14 protein-coding genes are annotated in these 14,112 nt (G+C 67.5%); 9 read left to right on the top strand and 5 right to left on the bottom strand.

The genetic code is table 11. The features are described from left to right. Window positions 1-5: 5 nt before the first annotated feature. Window positions 6-1,661, bottom strand: coding sequence for a glucosamine inositolphosphorylceramide transferase family protein (locus IEW24_RS18200; RefSeq protein WP_188581227.1), 1,656 nt, complete (start codon window positions 1,659-1,661; stop codon window positions 6-8). A 168-nt stretch (window positions 1,662-1,829) separates the two neighbouring features. Beyond that, entirely contained in the window at window positions 1,830-2,057 is a 228-nt protein-coding gene (locus IEW24_RS18195) for a hypothetical protein (protein WP_188581225.1), read from the bottom strand. Between the two features lie 497 nt (window positions 2,058-2,554). Between IEW24_RS18195 and IEW24_RS18190 the strand changes: the two genes are divergently transcribed. The 9 genes from IEW24_RS18190 (at window position 2,555) to IEW24_RS18150 (ending at window position 11,708) form a co-directional block, all read left to right on the top strand. After that, complete coding sequence (locus tag IEW24_RS18190; RefSeq protein ID WP_188581223.1) at window positions 2,555-4,243, top strand: ABC transporter substrate-binding protein; 1,689 nt, start codon at window positions 2,555-2,557, stop codon at window positions 4,241-4,243. 262 nt (window positions 4,244-4,505) lie between these two features. Next, entirely contained in the window at window positions 4,506-5,459 is a 954-nt protein-coding gene (locus IEW24_RS18185; protein ID WP_188581221.1) for an ABC transporter permease, read from the top strand. A 1-nt stretch (window position 5,460) separates the two neighbouring features. Then, on the top strand, window positions 5,461-6,345 hold the full coding sequence (locus tag IEW24_RS18180) for an ABC transporter permease (RefSeq protein ID WP_188581219.1): 885 nt from the start codon (window positions 5,461-5,463) through the stop codon (window positions 6,343-6,345). A gap of 1 nt (window position 6,346) precedes the next feature. Then, window positions 6,347-7,387 carry an ABC transporter ATP-binding protein gene (locus tag IEW24_RS18175; RefSeq protein WP_188581217.1) on the top strand — a complete coding sequence of 347 codons (1,041 nt, stop codon included), beginning with the start codon at window positions 6,347-6,349 and terminating at the stop codon, window positions 7,385-7,387. Beyond that, the gene (locus tag IEW24_RS18170) at window positions 7,384-7,587 is read left to right on the top strand and encodes a hypothetical protein (RefSeq protein WP_188581215.1); all 204 of its coding nucleotides are present in this window, start codon (window positions 7,384-7,386) and stop codon (window positions 7,585-7,587) included. Before IEW24_RS18175 ends, IEW24_RS18170 begins: the two co-directional genes overlap by 4 nt. Continuing rightward, on the top strand, window positions 7,584-8,996 hold the full coding sequence (locus IEW24_RS18165) for an amidase (RefSeq protein WP_188581213.1): 1,413 nt from the start codon (window positions 7,584-7,586) through the stop codon (window positions 8,994-8,996). Before IEW24_RS18170 ends, IEW24_RS18165 begins: the two co-directional genes overlap by 4 nt. Continuing rightward, on the top strand, window positions 8,993-9,985 hold the full coding sequence (locus tag IEW24_RS18160) for an ABC transporter ATP-binding protein (RefSeq protein WP_188581211.1): 993 nt from the start codon (window positions 8,993-8,995) through the stop codon (window positions 9,983-9,985). Before IEW24_RS18165 ends, IEW24_RS18160 begins: the two co-directional genes overlap by 4 nt. Beyond that, window positions 9,985-11,244, top strand: a complete 1,260-nt coding sequence (locus tag IEW24_RS18155; RefSeq protein ID WP_188581209.1) for a Zn-dependent hydrolase — start codon at window positions 9,985-9,987, stop codon at window positions 11,242-11,244. Before IEW24_RS18160 ends, IEW24_RS18155 begins: the two co-directional genes overlap by 1 nt. Then, window positions 11,241-11,708: an ureidoglycolate lyase gene (locus IEW24_RS18150; protein ID WP_188581207.1), complete on the top strand. Its 468-nt coding sequence runs from the start codon at window positions 11,241-11,243 to the stop codon at window positions 11,706-11,708. Before IEW24_RS18155 ends, IEW24_RS18150 begins: the two co-directional genes overlap by 4 nt. A 30-nt stretch (window positions 11,709-11,738) precedes the next feature. Here IEW24_RS18150 and IEW24_RS18145 read toward each other — a convergent pair whose 3' ends face one another. The 3 genes from IEW24_RS18145 to IEW24_RS18135 form a co-directional block, all read right to left on the bottom strand. Further along, window positions 11,739-12,299, bottom strand: coding sequence for a DUF4142 domain-containing protein (locus IEW24_RS18145; RefSeq protein WP_188581205.1), 561 nt, complete (start codon window positions 12,297-12,299; stop codon window positions 11,739-11,741). Window positions 12,300-12,389: 90 nt separating this feature from the next. Further along, window positions 12,390-12,821, bottom strand: coding sequence for a DUF6163 family protein (locus tag IEW24_RS18140; RefSeq protein WP_188581203.1), 432 nt, complete (start codon window positions 12,819-12,821; stop codon window positions 12,390-12,392). Continuing rightward, a complete protein-coding gene (locus tag IEW24_RS18135) occupies window positions 12,818-13,888 on the bottom strand; it encodes an enoyl-CoA hydratase/isomerase family protein (RefSeq protein ID WP_188581201.1) in 1,071 nt (356 codons plus the stop codon). Before IEW24_RS18135 ends, IEW24_RS18140 begins: the two co-directional genes overlap by 4 nt. Window positions 13,889-14,112: the final 224 nt, after the last annotated feature.

Genomic DNA, 14,112 nt, shown 5'->3' with positions numbered 1-14,112 from the left:
GACGCTCAATGCTTGCCGAACCAGCGGGGGAAGGGCCAGTACCAGTTGCGCCCGCCGCGCACCGCCTGATAGTGGCGCCCGTCCACCACCTCGAATTTGTCCGTGGCATCATAGGCATGGACGCCGTTCATGCCGAAGTCGAAGGCATTCACCTCGGCCACGGGGCGCTGGCGATAGCCGGTCTCGTCCAGTCTCTCCACCGCATAGAGGCCGAGGCCCGCGCCATAGCCGCCGGCGCAATTCTGGGTGAGGCGATGCAGCACGCCGTCCTTCATCCACATGCGCCCGCCCGGCCGCGCGCAGCGTACGTCGGAGAGCGCGGGCTGCGGGCCGACCGGCTGCCAGGGGCCGCAGAGTTCGTCGGCCCGGAAGATGTGCAGCTCATCCCAGCCCGAGCCGCCGAAATCCAGCGCGGCGGCGAACATCAGCCAACCCTCGCTGCCATCGGCACGGGTCTCGCGCATGACGCAGGGGTCCACGATGTCCGTGTCCTCCATGGGCAGGCAATAGAGATCCCACTGGGTGGGGAATTCGGCCGCGCGATAGACCTCCACCCGGCGCCGGGCCAGCGTCTCGGGGATCATGTAGATCTCGCCCTCATGGGCAAAGACCAGCGGATTGGAGAGATGGGTGCCGGTATCCAGCGCAAGGCGGGCCGGGCCGATGGTGCCGTCCTGCGCCACCTCGGCCACCGAGATGACGGCATAATGCTGCGCCCAGTCCCAGTCCTCGAAGAACAGGAAGGTCTTTCCGCCGGTCTCGAACAGGAAGGGATCGGCATAGAAGCGGCCGGGCGGGGCCTCGATGAAGCGGAACCCCTTCGCCCATGCGGCACTGCCCCACGGCGGATCGCCCGCCGCCTTGCGGCGGATGCCGATGCGCCACTGATCGCGCACCAGCACATAGGGCACCAGGAAGCGGCGGAACAGATAACGGGCGCGGAACAAAGTGAACTCGGCCGATGTGACCGGCTTGGGTTCCGGCGGCAGGGTCTGGTCCACACTGGCCCGCACGTCGGCGAGGAAAGCATCGCGGCCGAGGCTGTGCAGACGCTCCAGCGCGCGGCGCACCAGCGCGCGCGCCTTCCACGCCACGGGCGCGGCGGTGCGCCAGAGCGAGCGGTCGTTCACATGGGTCGTTGAGCGCGAGAGCACCACCGGCTTGCCGGTGCGCGGTTGCATCAGCAGCACGAGATCGCAATGGAGCGCGCCCTGCGCCACCTCGCGGAACAATGCCTGCCCACCCGGCACGGGACGCTCGCCGCCGAAGCGCAGCGACCAGACGCCGAGCGGCGGCGACAGCAGCTCCGTGCCCGCCCCGGTGCCGAAATCGAGCACCAGATCCAGCGGGCCGACGCTTTCCAGATCGCGCGACAGGGGCGCGGCGAGGGCGAGAGGCTGAAGCGCCAACGGGTCCGGCGCCTCGGCCGTGCGCGCCTGATCCTCCGCCACATATTGCGCGAGCGCCGGCAGGACGGGAGAGGTCGCGGGCGAGCGGGTGAGCGCCACCACCTGCGCCACCTGCCCGGCGGCGATGTCATCCAGCAGGCGCAGCACCCAGACAGGAACCTCGCCCGGCGGCAGGATGACGCCCAATCGCAGGCGGCCCACGGCCGATGCCGCCCCTGCCGCGTCCCCTGCCGCGTCGCGCGCCTCAACCATGGGCGAGCCTCCGGCGGGGATGGGGTTTCAGATCGGGGGGCATGGCGGGGTCCGGATCGGAGACGGGAGGCGATCCGGCACGGCACCGCCGCGCCGGATCAGGCCCTGAAGCTTTGATGGAGAAGGCTTTTCCGATCAGCCTGCATGGCAGGCTGATCGGAACGCGTTCTAATGATGCTCGCGCAGCATGTCCGAAAGCGCCCGCGCCACCTCGCGCGAGACGCGGCGCTTGTATTTGGAATGGACGAGCTGTCCATTGTGAAAGACGTCATGCTCCACATAGAGCATCGTGCCATCCCACCGCACCACATGGTCCGTCTCGGTGGTCTCGATGACGCCGAGGGCCTCGATCAACTGGCCTTCTGCCTGACCCGGCAGTTTCGCTGACCCACCCATTACGCATCCTTCCGCTGCTGGCGCGCCGGTTTGTCCGGCGCGACGATCCCTGAACACATTCCCCTCGACACCGTTGATCCGGCGCCAGTTCTTGAACCAGCGGTCACGAAACACACCGCTGCTCTTCCGGCAGGATAGCGGAAGGGCTGAGCCGGACAAGCCGGCTATGACGCGGCAATCCGGGACAGCTCATCACAAGGTCAACACCTTCGGCAGGCGGGCTCCGGATGCGACCGGAAGCCCCATGACCATTCGCCCGCTACCGCAGCCTCCCGACGCCCCCTCGACGGGAAAAACGCCGCCGCTGCAACCGGCTCGCGCCACATGCATGCAATCCATGCCGCCTGCCGCGCAGGCTCGCCTAATAATTGGGCACAAATTCAATTTATCGACGGTTTGTCGAGGGATTGTCCGCTCCGGCGCCACCTGACGTAACGTCCACCGGACTGGCACGAGGGTTGCTTTGGAATGGCTCGAACCAGAGGGGACATTGCCACATGCTGACCATTCCCAAGAGGCTCGCCGTTTCCAACACCACCGTTCGTCGTTCATCCCTGCATGTTGCCGCAGCTCTGCTGGCCGGCTGCTGCCTCCTGTCCGGGGCCGCCTCTGCCGAGACCACATTGCGCATCGGCATGACGGCGGCGGATATTCCGCGCACCCTCGGCCAGCCCGATCAGGGGTTCGAAGGCAATCGCTTCACCGGCCTCACCATGTATGACCCGCTGGTCAACTGGGATCTCTCCTCGGCCACCAAGCCGTCCGTGCTCATCCCGGGCCTTGCCACCGAATGGAAGGTGGACGACGCCGACAAGACCAAATGGACCTTCAAGCTGCGCCCCGGCGTGACCTTCCACGACGGCTCGCCCTTCAATGCCGATGCGGTGGTCTGGAACGTGGACAAGGTGCTCAACCAGAGCGCCCCGCAATATGACGCCTCTCAGGTCGGCGTCACCGCCTCGCGCATGCCGACGCTGGCCTCCGCGAAGAAGATCGACGATCTCACCGTCGAGCTGGTGACGAAGGAGCCGGACAGCTTCCTGCCCTACAATCTCACCAACCTGTTCATGGCCAGCCCCGCCCAGTGGCAGAAGCTGTTCGACGCCGCGCAGGGTGCCGACGCCAAGGCCAAGTCGCAGGCCGCCTGGACGGCGTTTGCGGCCAATGCCTCGGGCACCGGCCCGTGGAAGATGACCCGCTTCGTGCCGCGCGAGCGCCTCGAGCTGGCGAAGAACGACGCCTATTGGGACAAGGCCCGCGTTCCCAAGACCGACAAGATGGTGCTCCTGCCCATGCCGGAGGCCAACGCCCGCACCGCAGCCCTGCTGGCCGGCCAGGTGGACTGGATCGAGGCCCCCGCCCCCGACGCTCTGCCGCAGCTGAAGGCACGCGGCATGAAGATCGAGGCCAATGAGCAGCCGCACGTCTGGCCGTGGCAGTTCTCGCGCGTCGAGGGCTCGCCGTGGAACGACATCCGCGTGCGCAAGGCCGCGAACCTGTGCATCGACCGCGACGGCATGAAGGACGGCCTGCTGGCCGGCCTCATGGTGCCCGCCACCGGCACGGTGGAGCCCGGCCATCCGTGGCGCGGCAAGCCCACCTTCCAGATCAAGTACGATCTCGCCGAGGGCCAGAAGCTGATGAAGGAGGCCGGCTACGGCCCCTCCAAGAAGCTCACCGTGAAGACCCAGACCTCGGCCTCCGGCTCCGGCCAGATGCTGCCGCTGCCCATGAACGAGTATCTCCAGCAGGCGCTGGCGGAATGCTATTTCGACGTGCAGCTGGACGTCATCGAGTGGAACACGCTGTTCACCAACTGGCGGCGCGGCGCGAAAGACCCCACTGCCAACGGGTCCAACGCCATCAACGTGACCTATGCGGCCATGGACCCCTTCTTCGCCATGGTGCGCTTCCTGCAATCCGGCATGGCTCCGCCCACCTCGAACAACTGGGGCTTCAACAACAACCCCAAGTTCGACGAACTGGTGAAGAAGGCGCGCTCCACCTTCGATCCGGCCGGACGTGACGCAGCTCTTGCGGAACTGCACGCCGCCTCCGTGGACGATGCCGCCTTCCTCTATGTGGCCCACGACGTCGGCCCGCGGGCGCTGAGCCCGAAGGTCTCCGGCCTCGTGCAGCCCAAGAGCTGGTTCGTGGATTTCTCGCCCGTGGTGGTCGCGCCCTGAGCGACTGCTGAATAGAGACGCTTCGGCCGGGTGCAGCCAGCCCCCTCTCCCGCTTGCGGGGGAGAACCTTTCAAGAGCCCTCCCCCGCTTGCGGGGGAGGGTTGGGGAGGGGGAAGACCGGGCGCTGGCCCTCCTTCCTCCTAACCCCACGCGCTGCAAAACCCGAGAGGGCCCGCCGTGCCCCCTCCCTGCCCTCCCCCGCAAGCGGGAGAGGGTTTCCCGTTCCGCGGAAATTCCCGTTCTCCCCACCAAGGGTGGTCCGTTGCTCGCCTACATCGCCAGACGCATCGTCTATGTGATCCCCATCGTCATCAGCGTCGCGCTGGTGTGCTTCCTCCTCGTCCACATCACCCCCGGCGACCCGCTGGTGGCGATCCTGCCCGCCGATGCCTCGCAGGAACTGGCCGCCCAGTTGCGCGCCGCCTATGGCTTCGACCGGCCGCTGCCGGTGCAGTTCGGGCTCTGGCTCTGGAAGGCCGTGCATCTGGATCTCGGCAATTCCATCGCCACCGGCCGGCCGGTCTTCACCGAGGTGATGAATGCGGTGAAGAACACCTTCATGCTGGCCTGCGCGGCTTCCGTGATCGGCTTCACGCTCGGCGTCTTCTTCGGCCTCGTCGCCGGTTATTTCCGCGACACCTGGCTGGACAAGCTGGCCACCTCCATCGCGGTCGCCGGCGTCTCCGTGCCCCATTACTGGCTCGGCATGGTGATGGTGATCATCTTCTCAGTAACCCTCGGCTGGCTGCCGGCGGTGGGCGCCGGCCCCGGCGGCTCGGCCGACTGGAAATGGGACTGGGCGCACATCCAGTTCCTCGTCCTGCCCGCCATCACCATGTCGGTGATCCCCATGGGCATCGTGACGCGCACCATCCGTGCGCTCACCGGCGACATCCTCTCTCAGGATTTCGTGGAAGCGCTGCGCTCCAAGGGGCTGAAGGAAACCCGCGTGTTCCGCCATGTGGTGAAGAATGCCGCCCCCACCGCCGTCGCGGTGATGGGCCTCCAGCTCGGCTACCTGCTCGGCGGCTCCATCCTCATCGAGACGGTGTTCTCCTGGCCGGGCACGGGCTTCCTGCTCAACTCGGCCATCTTCCAGCGCGACCTGCCGCTGCTGCAAGGCACGATCCTGATTCTGGCGCTGTTCTTCGTCTTCCTCAACCTCGTGGTCGATATCGCCCAGGCGTCCATCGACCCACGTATCAAGCGGGCCTGACATGAGCGCCGTGGACACCACGCTTCAGGCCGCCCCCGTGCAGAACGCGCGCGGCTATTGGGCCACCGTCGGGCGCCGCCTCGTGCGCGACAAGGTGAGCATGTTCTGCGCCTTCGTGCTGCTCGCCATCCTGCTGGCCGCGATCTTCGCGCCCTATCTGCATCTGGCCGATCCCTATCAGGGCTCCATGGTGCGCCGGCTGCGCCACATCGGCACGCCGGGCTATCCGCTGGGCACCGACGAGCTCGGCCGCGACATGATCGCCCGCCTGATCTACGGCGGGCGGCTGTCGCTCCTCATCGGCATCCTCCCCGTGGTGCTGGCCTTCATCATCGGCACCGGCCTCGGCCTCATCGCCGGCTATGCCGGCGGCTGGGCCAACACCGCCATCATGCGTACGGTGGATGTGTTCTACGCCTTCCCATCGGTGCTGCTCGCCATCGCCATTTCCGGCGTGCTGGGCGCGGGCGTGGTCAATTCCATCGTCTCGCTCACCATCGTCTTCGTGCCGCAGATCACCCGCGTGGCGGAGAGCGTGACGACAAGCGTGCGCAACCTCGATTTCGTGGATGCCGCGCGGGCGTCCGGCGCGGGGGCCATGACCATCATGCGCGTGCACATGCTGGGCAACGTGCTGGGGCCTATCTTCGTCTATGCCACCGGCCTCATCTCCGTCTCCATGATCCTTGCCGCCGGCCTCTCCTTCCTCGGCCTCGGCACCAAGCCGCCGGAGCCCGAATGGGGGCTCATGCTCAACACGCTGCGCACCGCCATCTATGTGAACCCATGGGTGGCCGCCATGCCGGGCGTGATGATCTTCGCCGTGTCCATCTGCTTCAACCTGTTGAGCGACGGACTGCGCAGCGCCATGGACATCAGGAACTGACATGCTCGAGCAACTCGAAGACGTCGGCGGCATCGCCCAGCCCCTGCTGGAGGTCAAAAGCCTCACCAAGCATTTTCCTGTCGGCGGCGGCCTGTTCGCCAAGAAGAAGGTGGTGCAGGCGGTGGACGACGTGTCCTTCGCCGTCGCCAAGGGCGAGACGGTGGGCATCGTCGGCGAGAGCGGATGCGGCAAGTCCACCACCGCGCGCCTGCTCATGCAGCTGATGCCGCGCAATGCCGGCGAGATCATCTTCGACGGCCAGCTGGTGGGCGAGGCCATGAGCCTGCGCGAGCTGCGGCGCGCCATGCAGATGGTGTTCCAGGACAGCTACGCCTCGCTCAATCCGCGCCTCACCATCGAGGAGAGCATCGCCTTCGGCCCCAGGGTCCACGGCATGGCGGACAATGAGGCCCGCACGCTGGCGCGCGATCTGCTCGGCAAGGTGGGCCTGAAGCCCGAGACCTTCGCCAACCGCTATCCGCATGAGGTCTCCGGCGGCCAGCGCCAGCGCGTGAACATCGCCCGCGCGCTCGCCTTGTCCCCGCGCCTCGTCATTCTGGACGAGAGCGTCTCGGCGCTGGACAAGTCCGTTGAAGCGCAGGTGCTCAACCTGCTCATGGACCTCAAGCGCGAGTTCGGCCTTACCTATCTGTTCATCAGCCATGATCTGAACGTGGTGCGCTACATCTCCGACCGCGTGCTGGTGATGTATCTCGGGCAGGTGGTGGAACTGGGGCCGGTGGACTCGGTCTGGGACAGCCCGGCCCATCCCTATACGCGCGCCCTGCTCGCCGCCATGCCGGCCAGCGACCCGGACCTGCGCACCGAAACGGCGCCCATCACGGGCGATCCGCCGAACCCCATCGACCCGCCCTCCGGCTGCCGCTTTCACACCCGCTGCGGCTTCTGTGAGGACGTCTGCATCTCCACCGTGCCGCGCCTCTCGCAGGTGACGCCGGATGGTCATCAGGCCGCCTGTCACATGGTGATCCCCGGCTCCGGCCACACCCGCGCCCCCGCCTCCTTCGAGATGTCCGCATGACTTATGTTCCGACCGCCGAGGATGCCGCCGCCAGCACCCGCACCGCCGGCATCACTGTCCCGCCCGAAACCGCCGCGCGCATGGCGCGCGCCATCACGCCCGCGCTCACCACGTTCGCGCCCATCGCGCAGGCTTTGCCCTTCGATCTGGAACCGGCGACCTTCCTCGCCGTCCAGAAGCCCAAGGAGGCGGGCAAGTGAGCGCCATCACCGACCTGACGCTCACCGGCATCGCAGACGCCATCGCTGGCAAGCGCATCTCCTCCCGCGAGGCAACCGAGGCTTGTCTCGCGCGCATCGGGGCGTGGCAACCGCATCTGAATGCTTTCATCGCCATCGAGCCCGAGACGGCGCTGGCGGGGGCGGATGCGGCGGACGCCGCGCTGGCGAGTGGCCAAAACTTTGGCCCGCTGCACGGCGTGCCGCTGGCCCACAAGGACATGTTTTACGACGCCGGCCACATCTCCACCTGCGGTTCGAAGATCCGCCGCGATTTCGCTCCCGACACCACCTCTACAGCGCTCGCCCGCATCAAGACGGCGGGCACGGTACGGCTCGGCACGCTGCACATGGTGGAGTTCGCCTATGGCCCCACCGGCCATAACGCGCATTTCGGCGACTGCCACAATCCGTGGAACGTCGCCCATGTGCCGGGTGGCTCCTCGTCCGGCTCGGGAGCGGCGGTGGCGGCGCGCCTCACCTTCGCGGCGCTGGGCTCGGACACCGGCGGCTCGGTGCGCATGCCCGCGCATTTCTGCGGCACCACGGGCCTGAAGACCACGGTGGGCCGGGTGAGCCGGGCCGGCGCCATGCCGCTCTCCCACTCGCTGGACACCATCGGCTTCCTCACTCGCACCGCCGAGGACGCAGCCCTGCTGCTCGCCCTCACGGCAGGCGCGGATGACGCCGATCCGACCACGCTCGGTGGCCCGGTGCCGGACTATATGGCGGCCACGCGGGGCACGCTGGCCGGCCTCACCATCGGCATCCCGTCCGCCTTCTATGTGGAGGACATAGACGGCGAGACGGCGCAGGCGCTGGACGCCACCATCGCCACCCTCACCCGCGTCGGGGCCAAGGTGATCACCATCACCCTGCCCGACCAGATGCAGCTCTCCGCCGCCTCGCAGACGCTGCTGGCGGTGGAGGCCGCCGCCATCCATCTGCCGTGGCTGAAGGACCGCCCGGACGATTATTCCTCGCTGGTGCGCGCGCGGCTGGAGAACGGCCTCGCCTATTCCGGCGTGACCTATGAGCAGGCGCTGCGCTGGCGTGGCCCGGCGCTTCAGGCGCACCTCGCGGCCGTTGCCGGCGTGGATGCCATCCTCGCCCCCGTCTGCCCGACGCCAGCCCCGACGCTGGCGGACACGGACGTGGGCGGCGCGCCGGACGCGGAGGCCGCCATTCAGGTGATCACCCGCTTCACGCGTCCCGTGAACTATCTCGGCCTGCCCTCGCTGGTGGTGCCCACCGGGCGCACGGCAAGCGGCCTGCCCATCGGCATGCAATTCATCGGCCGCCCGTTCGCGGAAGACGTGCTGCTGCGCATCGGTGCCGACTTCCAGCGCAACACCGATTTCCATCTCGCCGCGCCGGAGCTGCCCGCATGACTGAGGCCAATAAGCCGCCGCTCATCGAGATCGACAATCTGACCATCCGCTTCACCGGCGAGCGCACGGTGCATGCGGTCAACGGCGTCTCGCTCTCCATCCCCGAGGGCCAGGTGCTGGGCCTGCTCGGCGAGTCCGGCTCCGGCAAGAGCGTGACGCTCCGCGCGCTCATGCGCCTGCTGCCGAAGAAGCGCACGCAGATCACCGGCGGCATCAAGGTGGCCGGGCAGGACGTGCTCGCCATGGACGACGCCACGCTCTCCGCCTTTCGCGGGCGCACCGTCTCCATGATCTTCCAGGAGCCGGCGCTGGCGCTCGATCCGGTCTACACCATCGGCGACCAGATCACGGAATCCGTGGTGCGCCATGAGGGCGCGAGCCATGCCACCGGCCGCGCGCGGGCGCTGGAGATGCTGGAGCTGGTCCGCATCCCCTCCGCCAAGCGCCGGCTGGATGCCTATCCGCACGAAATGTCCGGCGGCATGCGGCAGCGCGCCATGATCGCGCTGGCGCTGGCCTGCCGCCCGCAGGTGCTGCTTGCGGACGAGCCCACCACCGCGCTCGATGCCACCGTGCAGATCCAGATCCTGCTGCTGCTGCGCGAGCTGCAGAAGGAGATGGGCATGTCGGTCATCTTCGTCACCCACGATATCGGCGTCGCCATCGAGATCTGCGACCGGGTGGCGGTCATGTATGCCGGCCAGATCGTGGAGACCGGGTCCTTGCGCGACATCGTGCGCGATGCCCGCCATCCCTATCCGCGTGGTCTTCTGGCTTCCACCGTGCACGGCGCCAAGCGCGGCCAGCGGCTGGAAACCATTCCGGGCACGCCGCCCTCGCTGTCGGAGGCGCCCGCCTCCTGTTCCTTCGCACCCCGCTGTTCGCACGTCCGGCCCATATGCCGCACACAATTGCCGCCGGCAGTGGAACTTGGACCCAACAGGGTCGTAAGGTGCGTTCTCGCAGAAGAAACCGTTCCGGTGAGCTGATGACCGATACGCCGTCCAATCTCCAGATCCAGAGCGACCGTCTCTGGGGTGCCATCCTCGAAACCGCTGAGATCGGCGGCACGCCCAAGGGCGGCGTGCGCCGGCTGACGCTGAGCGAGGAAGACCGCATCGTCCGCGACTGGTTCCGCAAGGCCTGCGAGGACGCCGGCTGCACCGTGACCGTGGATGCGCTGGGCAACATGTTCGCGCTGCGGCCGGGCCGCGATCCCTCCAAGGCGGCCATCGGCCTCGGCTCGCATCTCGACACCCAGCCCACCGGCGGCAAGTTCGACGGCATTTTGGGTACGCTGGCCGCGCTGGAAGTGCTGCGCACGCTCAATGATGCCGGCATCGAGACCGACGCCCCGCTGTGCGTCGCCAACTGGACCAATGAGGAAGGCTCCCGCTATGCCCCGGCCATGATGGGCTCGGCCGCCTATGCCGGCGACTTCACCGTGGAGAACATCCTCGCCCGCAGGGATGGCGAGGGCATCACCGTGGGCGAGGCGCTCAAGACCATCGGCTATGACGGGCCGGATGCCGTTGGCACCCAGAAGTTCGGGGCCTTCGTGGAACTGCACATCGAGCAGGGGCCGCTCCTCGAAGCCGAGGCGAAGACCATCGGCGTAGTGGAGCATGGTCAGGGCATCATCTGGTATGATGGCCGCATCACCGGCTTCGAAAGCCATGCGGGCACCACCCCCATGCCGCTGCGCCGCGATGCGCTCGCCACCTTCTCCGAGATCGTGCTCGCCGTGGAGCGGATCGCCCGCGAGCTGGGGCCGAATGCAGTGGGTACGGTGGGCGAAGTGACCATCGCCAATCCCTCGCGCAACGTGATCCCCGGCGAGGTCAGCTTCACCTGCGAGTTCCGCTCCTCCGACAGCGATACGCTGAAGGCACTGGGCGAGACCTTCGCCGCCGCCGTGAAGGACATCGGCAGCCACCGCCCGCGCGTGGAGATCGATCTGGAGATCGTCTGGCGCAAGGAGCCGACGCATTTTGATCCAAAGATCATCAGCGCCGTGCGCGAGGCCACCGAAGCGCTCGGCTACAGCAACCGGCCCATGGTCTCGGGGGCCGGGCACGATGCCTGCAACCTCAACCAGATCATGCCGGCGGCCATGATCTTCGTGCCCTGCAAGGACGGCGTCAGCCATAACGAACTGGAGGATGCCACGCAGGCCGACTGCGCGGCGGGCGCCAATGTGCTGCTGCACACGGTGCTGGCTCTGGCCGGGGTGGCGAAGGCGGCATGATCATCAAGGCAGAGAAGCTTACCCCCGAGGCGTTCGCGCCTTTCGGCGGTGTGATCGAGGCACCCGCCGAGCCCGGCCAGCGGGATTATTTCGACGGGCAGCTGTTGAACCTGCGCCCCCACGCCGCGCCCAGCATCTCCATCGCGCTGCCGCCGCTGACGCGGCTGCCGCTGGAGGTGCGCCTCATGGAGCGGCACGTCTTCTCCTCGCAGAGCTTCATCGCCATGGCGCCGGCTGACTGGCTGGTGATCGTGGCGCCGGACAAGGATGGCGCGGCGGACATGGACGGCCTGCGCGCCTTCCTGCCCTCCCCCCATCAGGGCATCACGCTGGCAGCGGGCGCCTGGCATTATCCCTTGACCTGCATGACGCCGGGCGTCGGCTTCGCGCTCATCATGTGGCGCGATGGCGGCCCGGACGACGAGGACATCCGCGACACCGAGCTGCGGACGGTGACGCTCTGATCTCCGGCGGGAAGGCCTGACGCTGGTGCGTCAGGTCTTCAGCTGGATCATCCGCACATGCTCCAGATGCTTCTGGAGGATAGGCAGCGTGTCGGCGGCGAAGCTCTTCAGCGCGGTCTGGTCGCCATCCTTGGCGAAGGCGCCGAACAGGCCGACGGCCTCCTCATGGGCGGTGGTCTGCATCGCCACATAAAGCGTATCGAAGTCGGTTCCGGTGGCGGCCTTGAGCTTGCGGATCATCGCCTCATGCTCGGCATCGAGGGCGGACGGCACGGGCACGTCGCCATTGGCGGACGTGGCGGCGCGCTTCAGATCGGCGGCGATCTTGGTGTGATCGTCCACCATCTCCTGCGCGAATTTCTGGATTTCGGGGCTCTTGCTGCGCTCCAGCGCCAGCTTGCTCGATTCGATCTCGAACAGGCCCGCCACGCCCGCCGTCTCCACGAAGCGCGGGCCGGACAGGGTGCCGGTGAGCTGGGCCGTGGCGGTGGGCGGGCTCCACAACATGGCGAACGTCACGGCGAAGGACAGGATCGCCGCAAAGATGAACGCGGGAGCGGCACGCGCGTTGGCGTTGAGAAAGGTCTTCATTGCGGCCTCCTAGGTGCCGCAGTGAAAACCATTCCGGTCCGAAGCTGGTTCCGCAACGCTGCCGTGACGGCAGAAACCCTTGAGCCCGCGTCAGTCCTGATCGCTCTCGCGGGCGGCTCGGATGGAGATAATGGCGTAGGCCACCACGAGCGCCGCCTCGAACAGGGTCAGCACCAGCAGGCGGCCGATGCCGTCCGGCGCCCACACGCCGAACACCACCTGCGTGGCGGTGGCGAACAGCCACAACACCACCGCCCAGCCCGCGCCCAGCCACAGGCCGACGCCGGCGATGGGCGCGACGATGGCCGACCAGATCACGATCCCCTGCGAGGCCGTGGGCAGGTTCTCGAACCGCGCCTCATTGGCCTCGCCGATGCCGCAGATCACCGCCCAGTGGTAGATGCCTTCCAGAATGAGGAAGAAGGCCACCGCGCGCAGGAAGAAGACGAGGCGGCGGCGCCAAGGGGTGAGGCGCTCCATATGGGCGCGGGCACTGGCATCGATGGGATCGTATTGGCTCATGCGGGCGGGGCCGGAAATTCCAGTTCATCAGGGATGGGATCGAAATGCGCCGCAATGACGGCGGGGTCGATGTCGTTCAGCGCCGCGGGCGTCCAGCGGGGTGCGTTGTCCTTGTCCACCAGCTGCGCGCGTACGCCTTCGTAGAAATCGCGACCGTGCGCAACCCGTGTCACGGCGCGGAACTCGGCCTTGAGCGCGCCGGCAAGGTCCAGCGCGGGGCCGCGCTTCATCTGTTCGGCGGCGATATGAAGGCTGGTGGGCGATTTGGCGTTGAGGGCGGTGCGCAGCTCGCGGGCGAAATCGCCGTCCGCCCCTTCCTGCGCCGCCTTGGCGTCGAGGCGGGCGAGCACGGTTGCCACATCCGCGCCGACAAACACCTCGGCGATGAATGCCGCGCGTGCCTTCAGGGGCGCCGGGCCGGGATCGGCCGCATGGGTGGCCAGCGTGGCGGCCACATCGCCCCCCGCGCACAGAGCCTCCTCCAGCGCGGCCATGCCGCTTGAGGGAACCGCATGCGTCAAAAGGCCCACATGAAGGCCGTCGGCGGTGCGGATGCGGTTGCCGCTGAAGGCGAGATACACGCCGGCGGCATTCGGCAGGCGCGGCAGCACATGGGTGCCGCCCACGTCCGGAAACAGGCCGATGTTCACTTCCGGCATGGCGAACAGATAGCGGTCGCCGCCCACCCGATAGGTACCGTGGGCGGAAAGACCGAAACCGCCGCCCATGCAGATGCCGTCGATCAGCGAGACGAACGGCTTGGGATAGGTGCCGATAAGGTGATTGAGGACATATTCCTCACGCCAGAAAGCAAGCGACTCCGCCTGCCGCCCGGCAAGGCCCAGATCGTAGAGCTGGCGCACGTCGCCGCCGGCGCAGAAGGCCTTTTCACCCACCGCCTTGAGGATGATCCGCGTCACCGCGCCGTCCGTGGCCCATGCCCGCAACTGCGGATCAATAACCCGCACCATGCCCTGGGTGAGCGCGTTCAGCGCCTTCGGCCGGTTGAGGGTGATGATGCCGGCTTCACCCCGGCGCTCGAACAGAACTTCAGGCTCGGTGGTCACGTTCGCTCCTCGGTTCTGGTGCCGATCGGGATGATACGGTGACGATGCGGTGGAGAAACCGACCGCTTGGCGTGGCGGCAGGGTTAGACGCCGCACGCGCCAGCGTCAACGCAGCCGCGCTCAGGGCGCATCTCGCGCTTCCACCCTTGAGAGGTTATAAAGGCGCACGCCGCAAGACTTACCGAGCGGAAGCGCCGTTCCTTTTCGGATGGCCTCCGGCGTCC

The sequence above is a fragment of the Azorhizobium oxalatiphilum genome, from assembly GCF_014635325.1.
Lineage (GTDB): Bacteria > Pseudomonadota > Alphaproteobacteria > Rhizobiales > Xanthobacteraceae > Azorhizobium > Azorhizobium oxalatiphilum.
Note: the sequence above shows the minus strand (reverse complement) of the source record. Positions and strands in the feature narration are given on the sequence as shown.

Excerpts from the sequence above, each read along its gene's own strand:
- IEW24_RS18145 (WP_188581205.1), bottom strand. The coding sequence starts at position 12,299 with ATGAAGACCTTTCTCAACGCCAACGCGCGTGCCGCTCCCGCGTTCATC.
- IEW24_RS18180 (WP_188581219.1), top strand. The coding sequence starts at position 5,461 with ATGAGCGCCGTGGACACCACGCTTCAGGCCGCCCCCGTGCAGAACGCG.
- IEW24_RS18195 (WP_188581225.1), bottom strand. The coding sequence starts at position 2,057 with ATGGGTGGGTCAGCGAAACTGCCGGGTCAGGCAGAAGGCCAGTTGATC.
- IEW24_RS18190 (WP_188581223.1), top strand. The coding sequence starts at position 2,555 with ATGCTGACCATTCCCAAGAGGCTCGCCGTTTCCAACACCACCGTTCGT.
- IEW24_RS18170 (WP_188581215.1), top strand. The coding sequence starts at position 7,384 with ATGACTTATGTTCCGACCGCCGAGGATGCCGCCGCCAGCACCCGCACC.
- IEW24_RS18160 (WP_188581211.1), top strand. The coding sequence starts at position 8,993 with ATGACTGAGGCCAATAAGCCGCCGCTCATCGAGATCGACAATCTGACC.
- IEW24_RS18155 (WP_188581209.1), top strand. The coding sequence starts at position 9,985 with ATGACCGATACGCCGTCCAATCTCCAGATCCAGAGCGACCGTCTCTGG.
- IEW24_RS18200 (WP_188581227.1), bottom strand. The coding sequence starts at position 1,661 with ATGGTTGAGGCGCGCGACGCGGCAGGGGACGCGGCAGGGGCGGCATCG.
- IEW24_RS18175 (WP_188581217.1), top strand. The coding sequence starts at position 6,347 with ATGCTCGAGCAACTCGAAGACGTCGGCGGCATCGCCCAGCCCCTGCTG.
- IEW24_RS18150 (WP_188581207.1), top strand. The coding sequence starts at position 11,241 with ATGATCATCAAGGCAGAGAAGCTTACCCCCGAGGCGTTCGCGCCTTTC.
- IEW24_RS18140 (WP_188581203.1), bottom strand. The coding sequence starts at position 12,821 with ATGAGCCAATACGATCCCATCGATGCCAGTGCCCGCGCCCATATGGAG.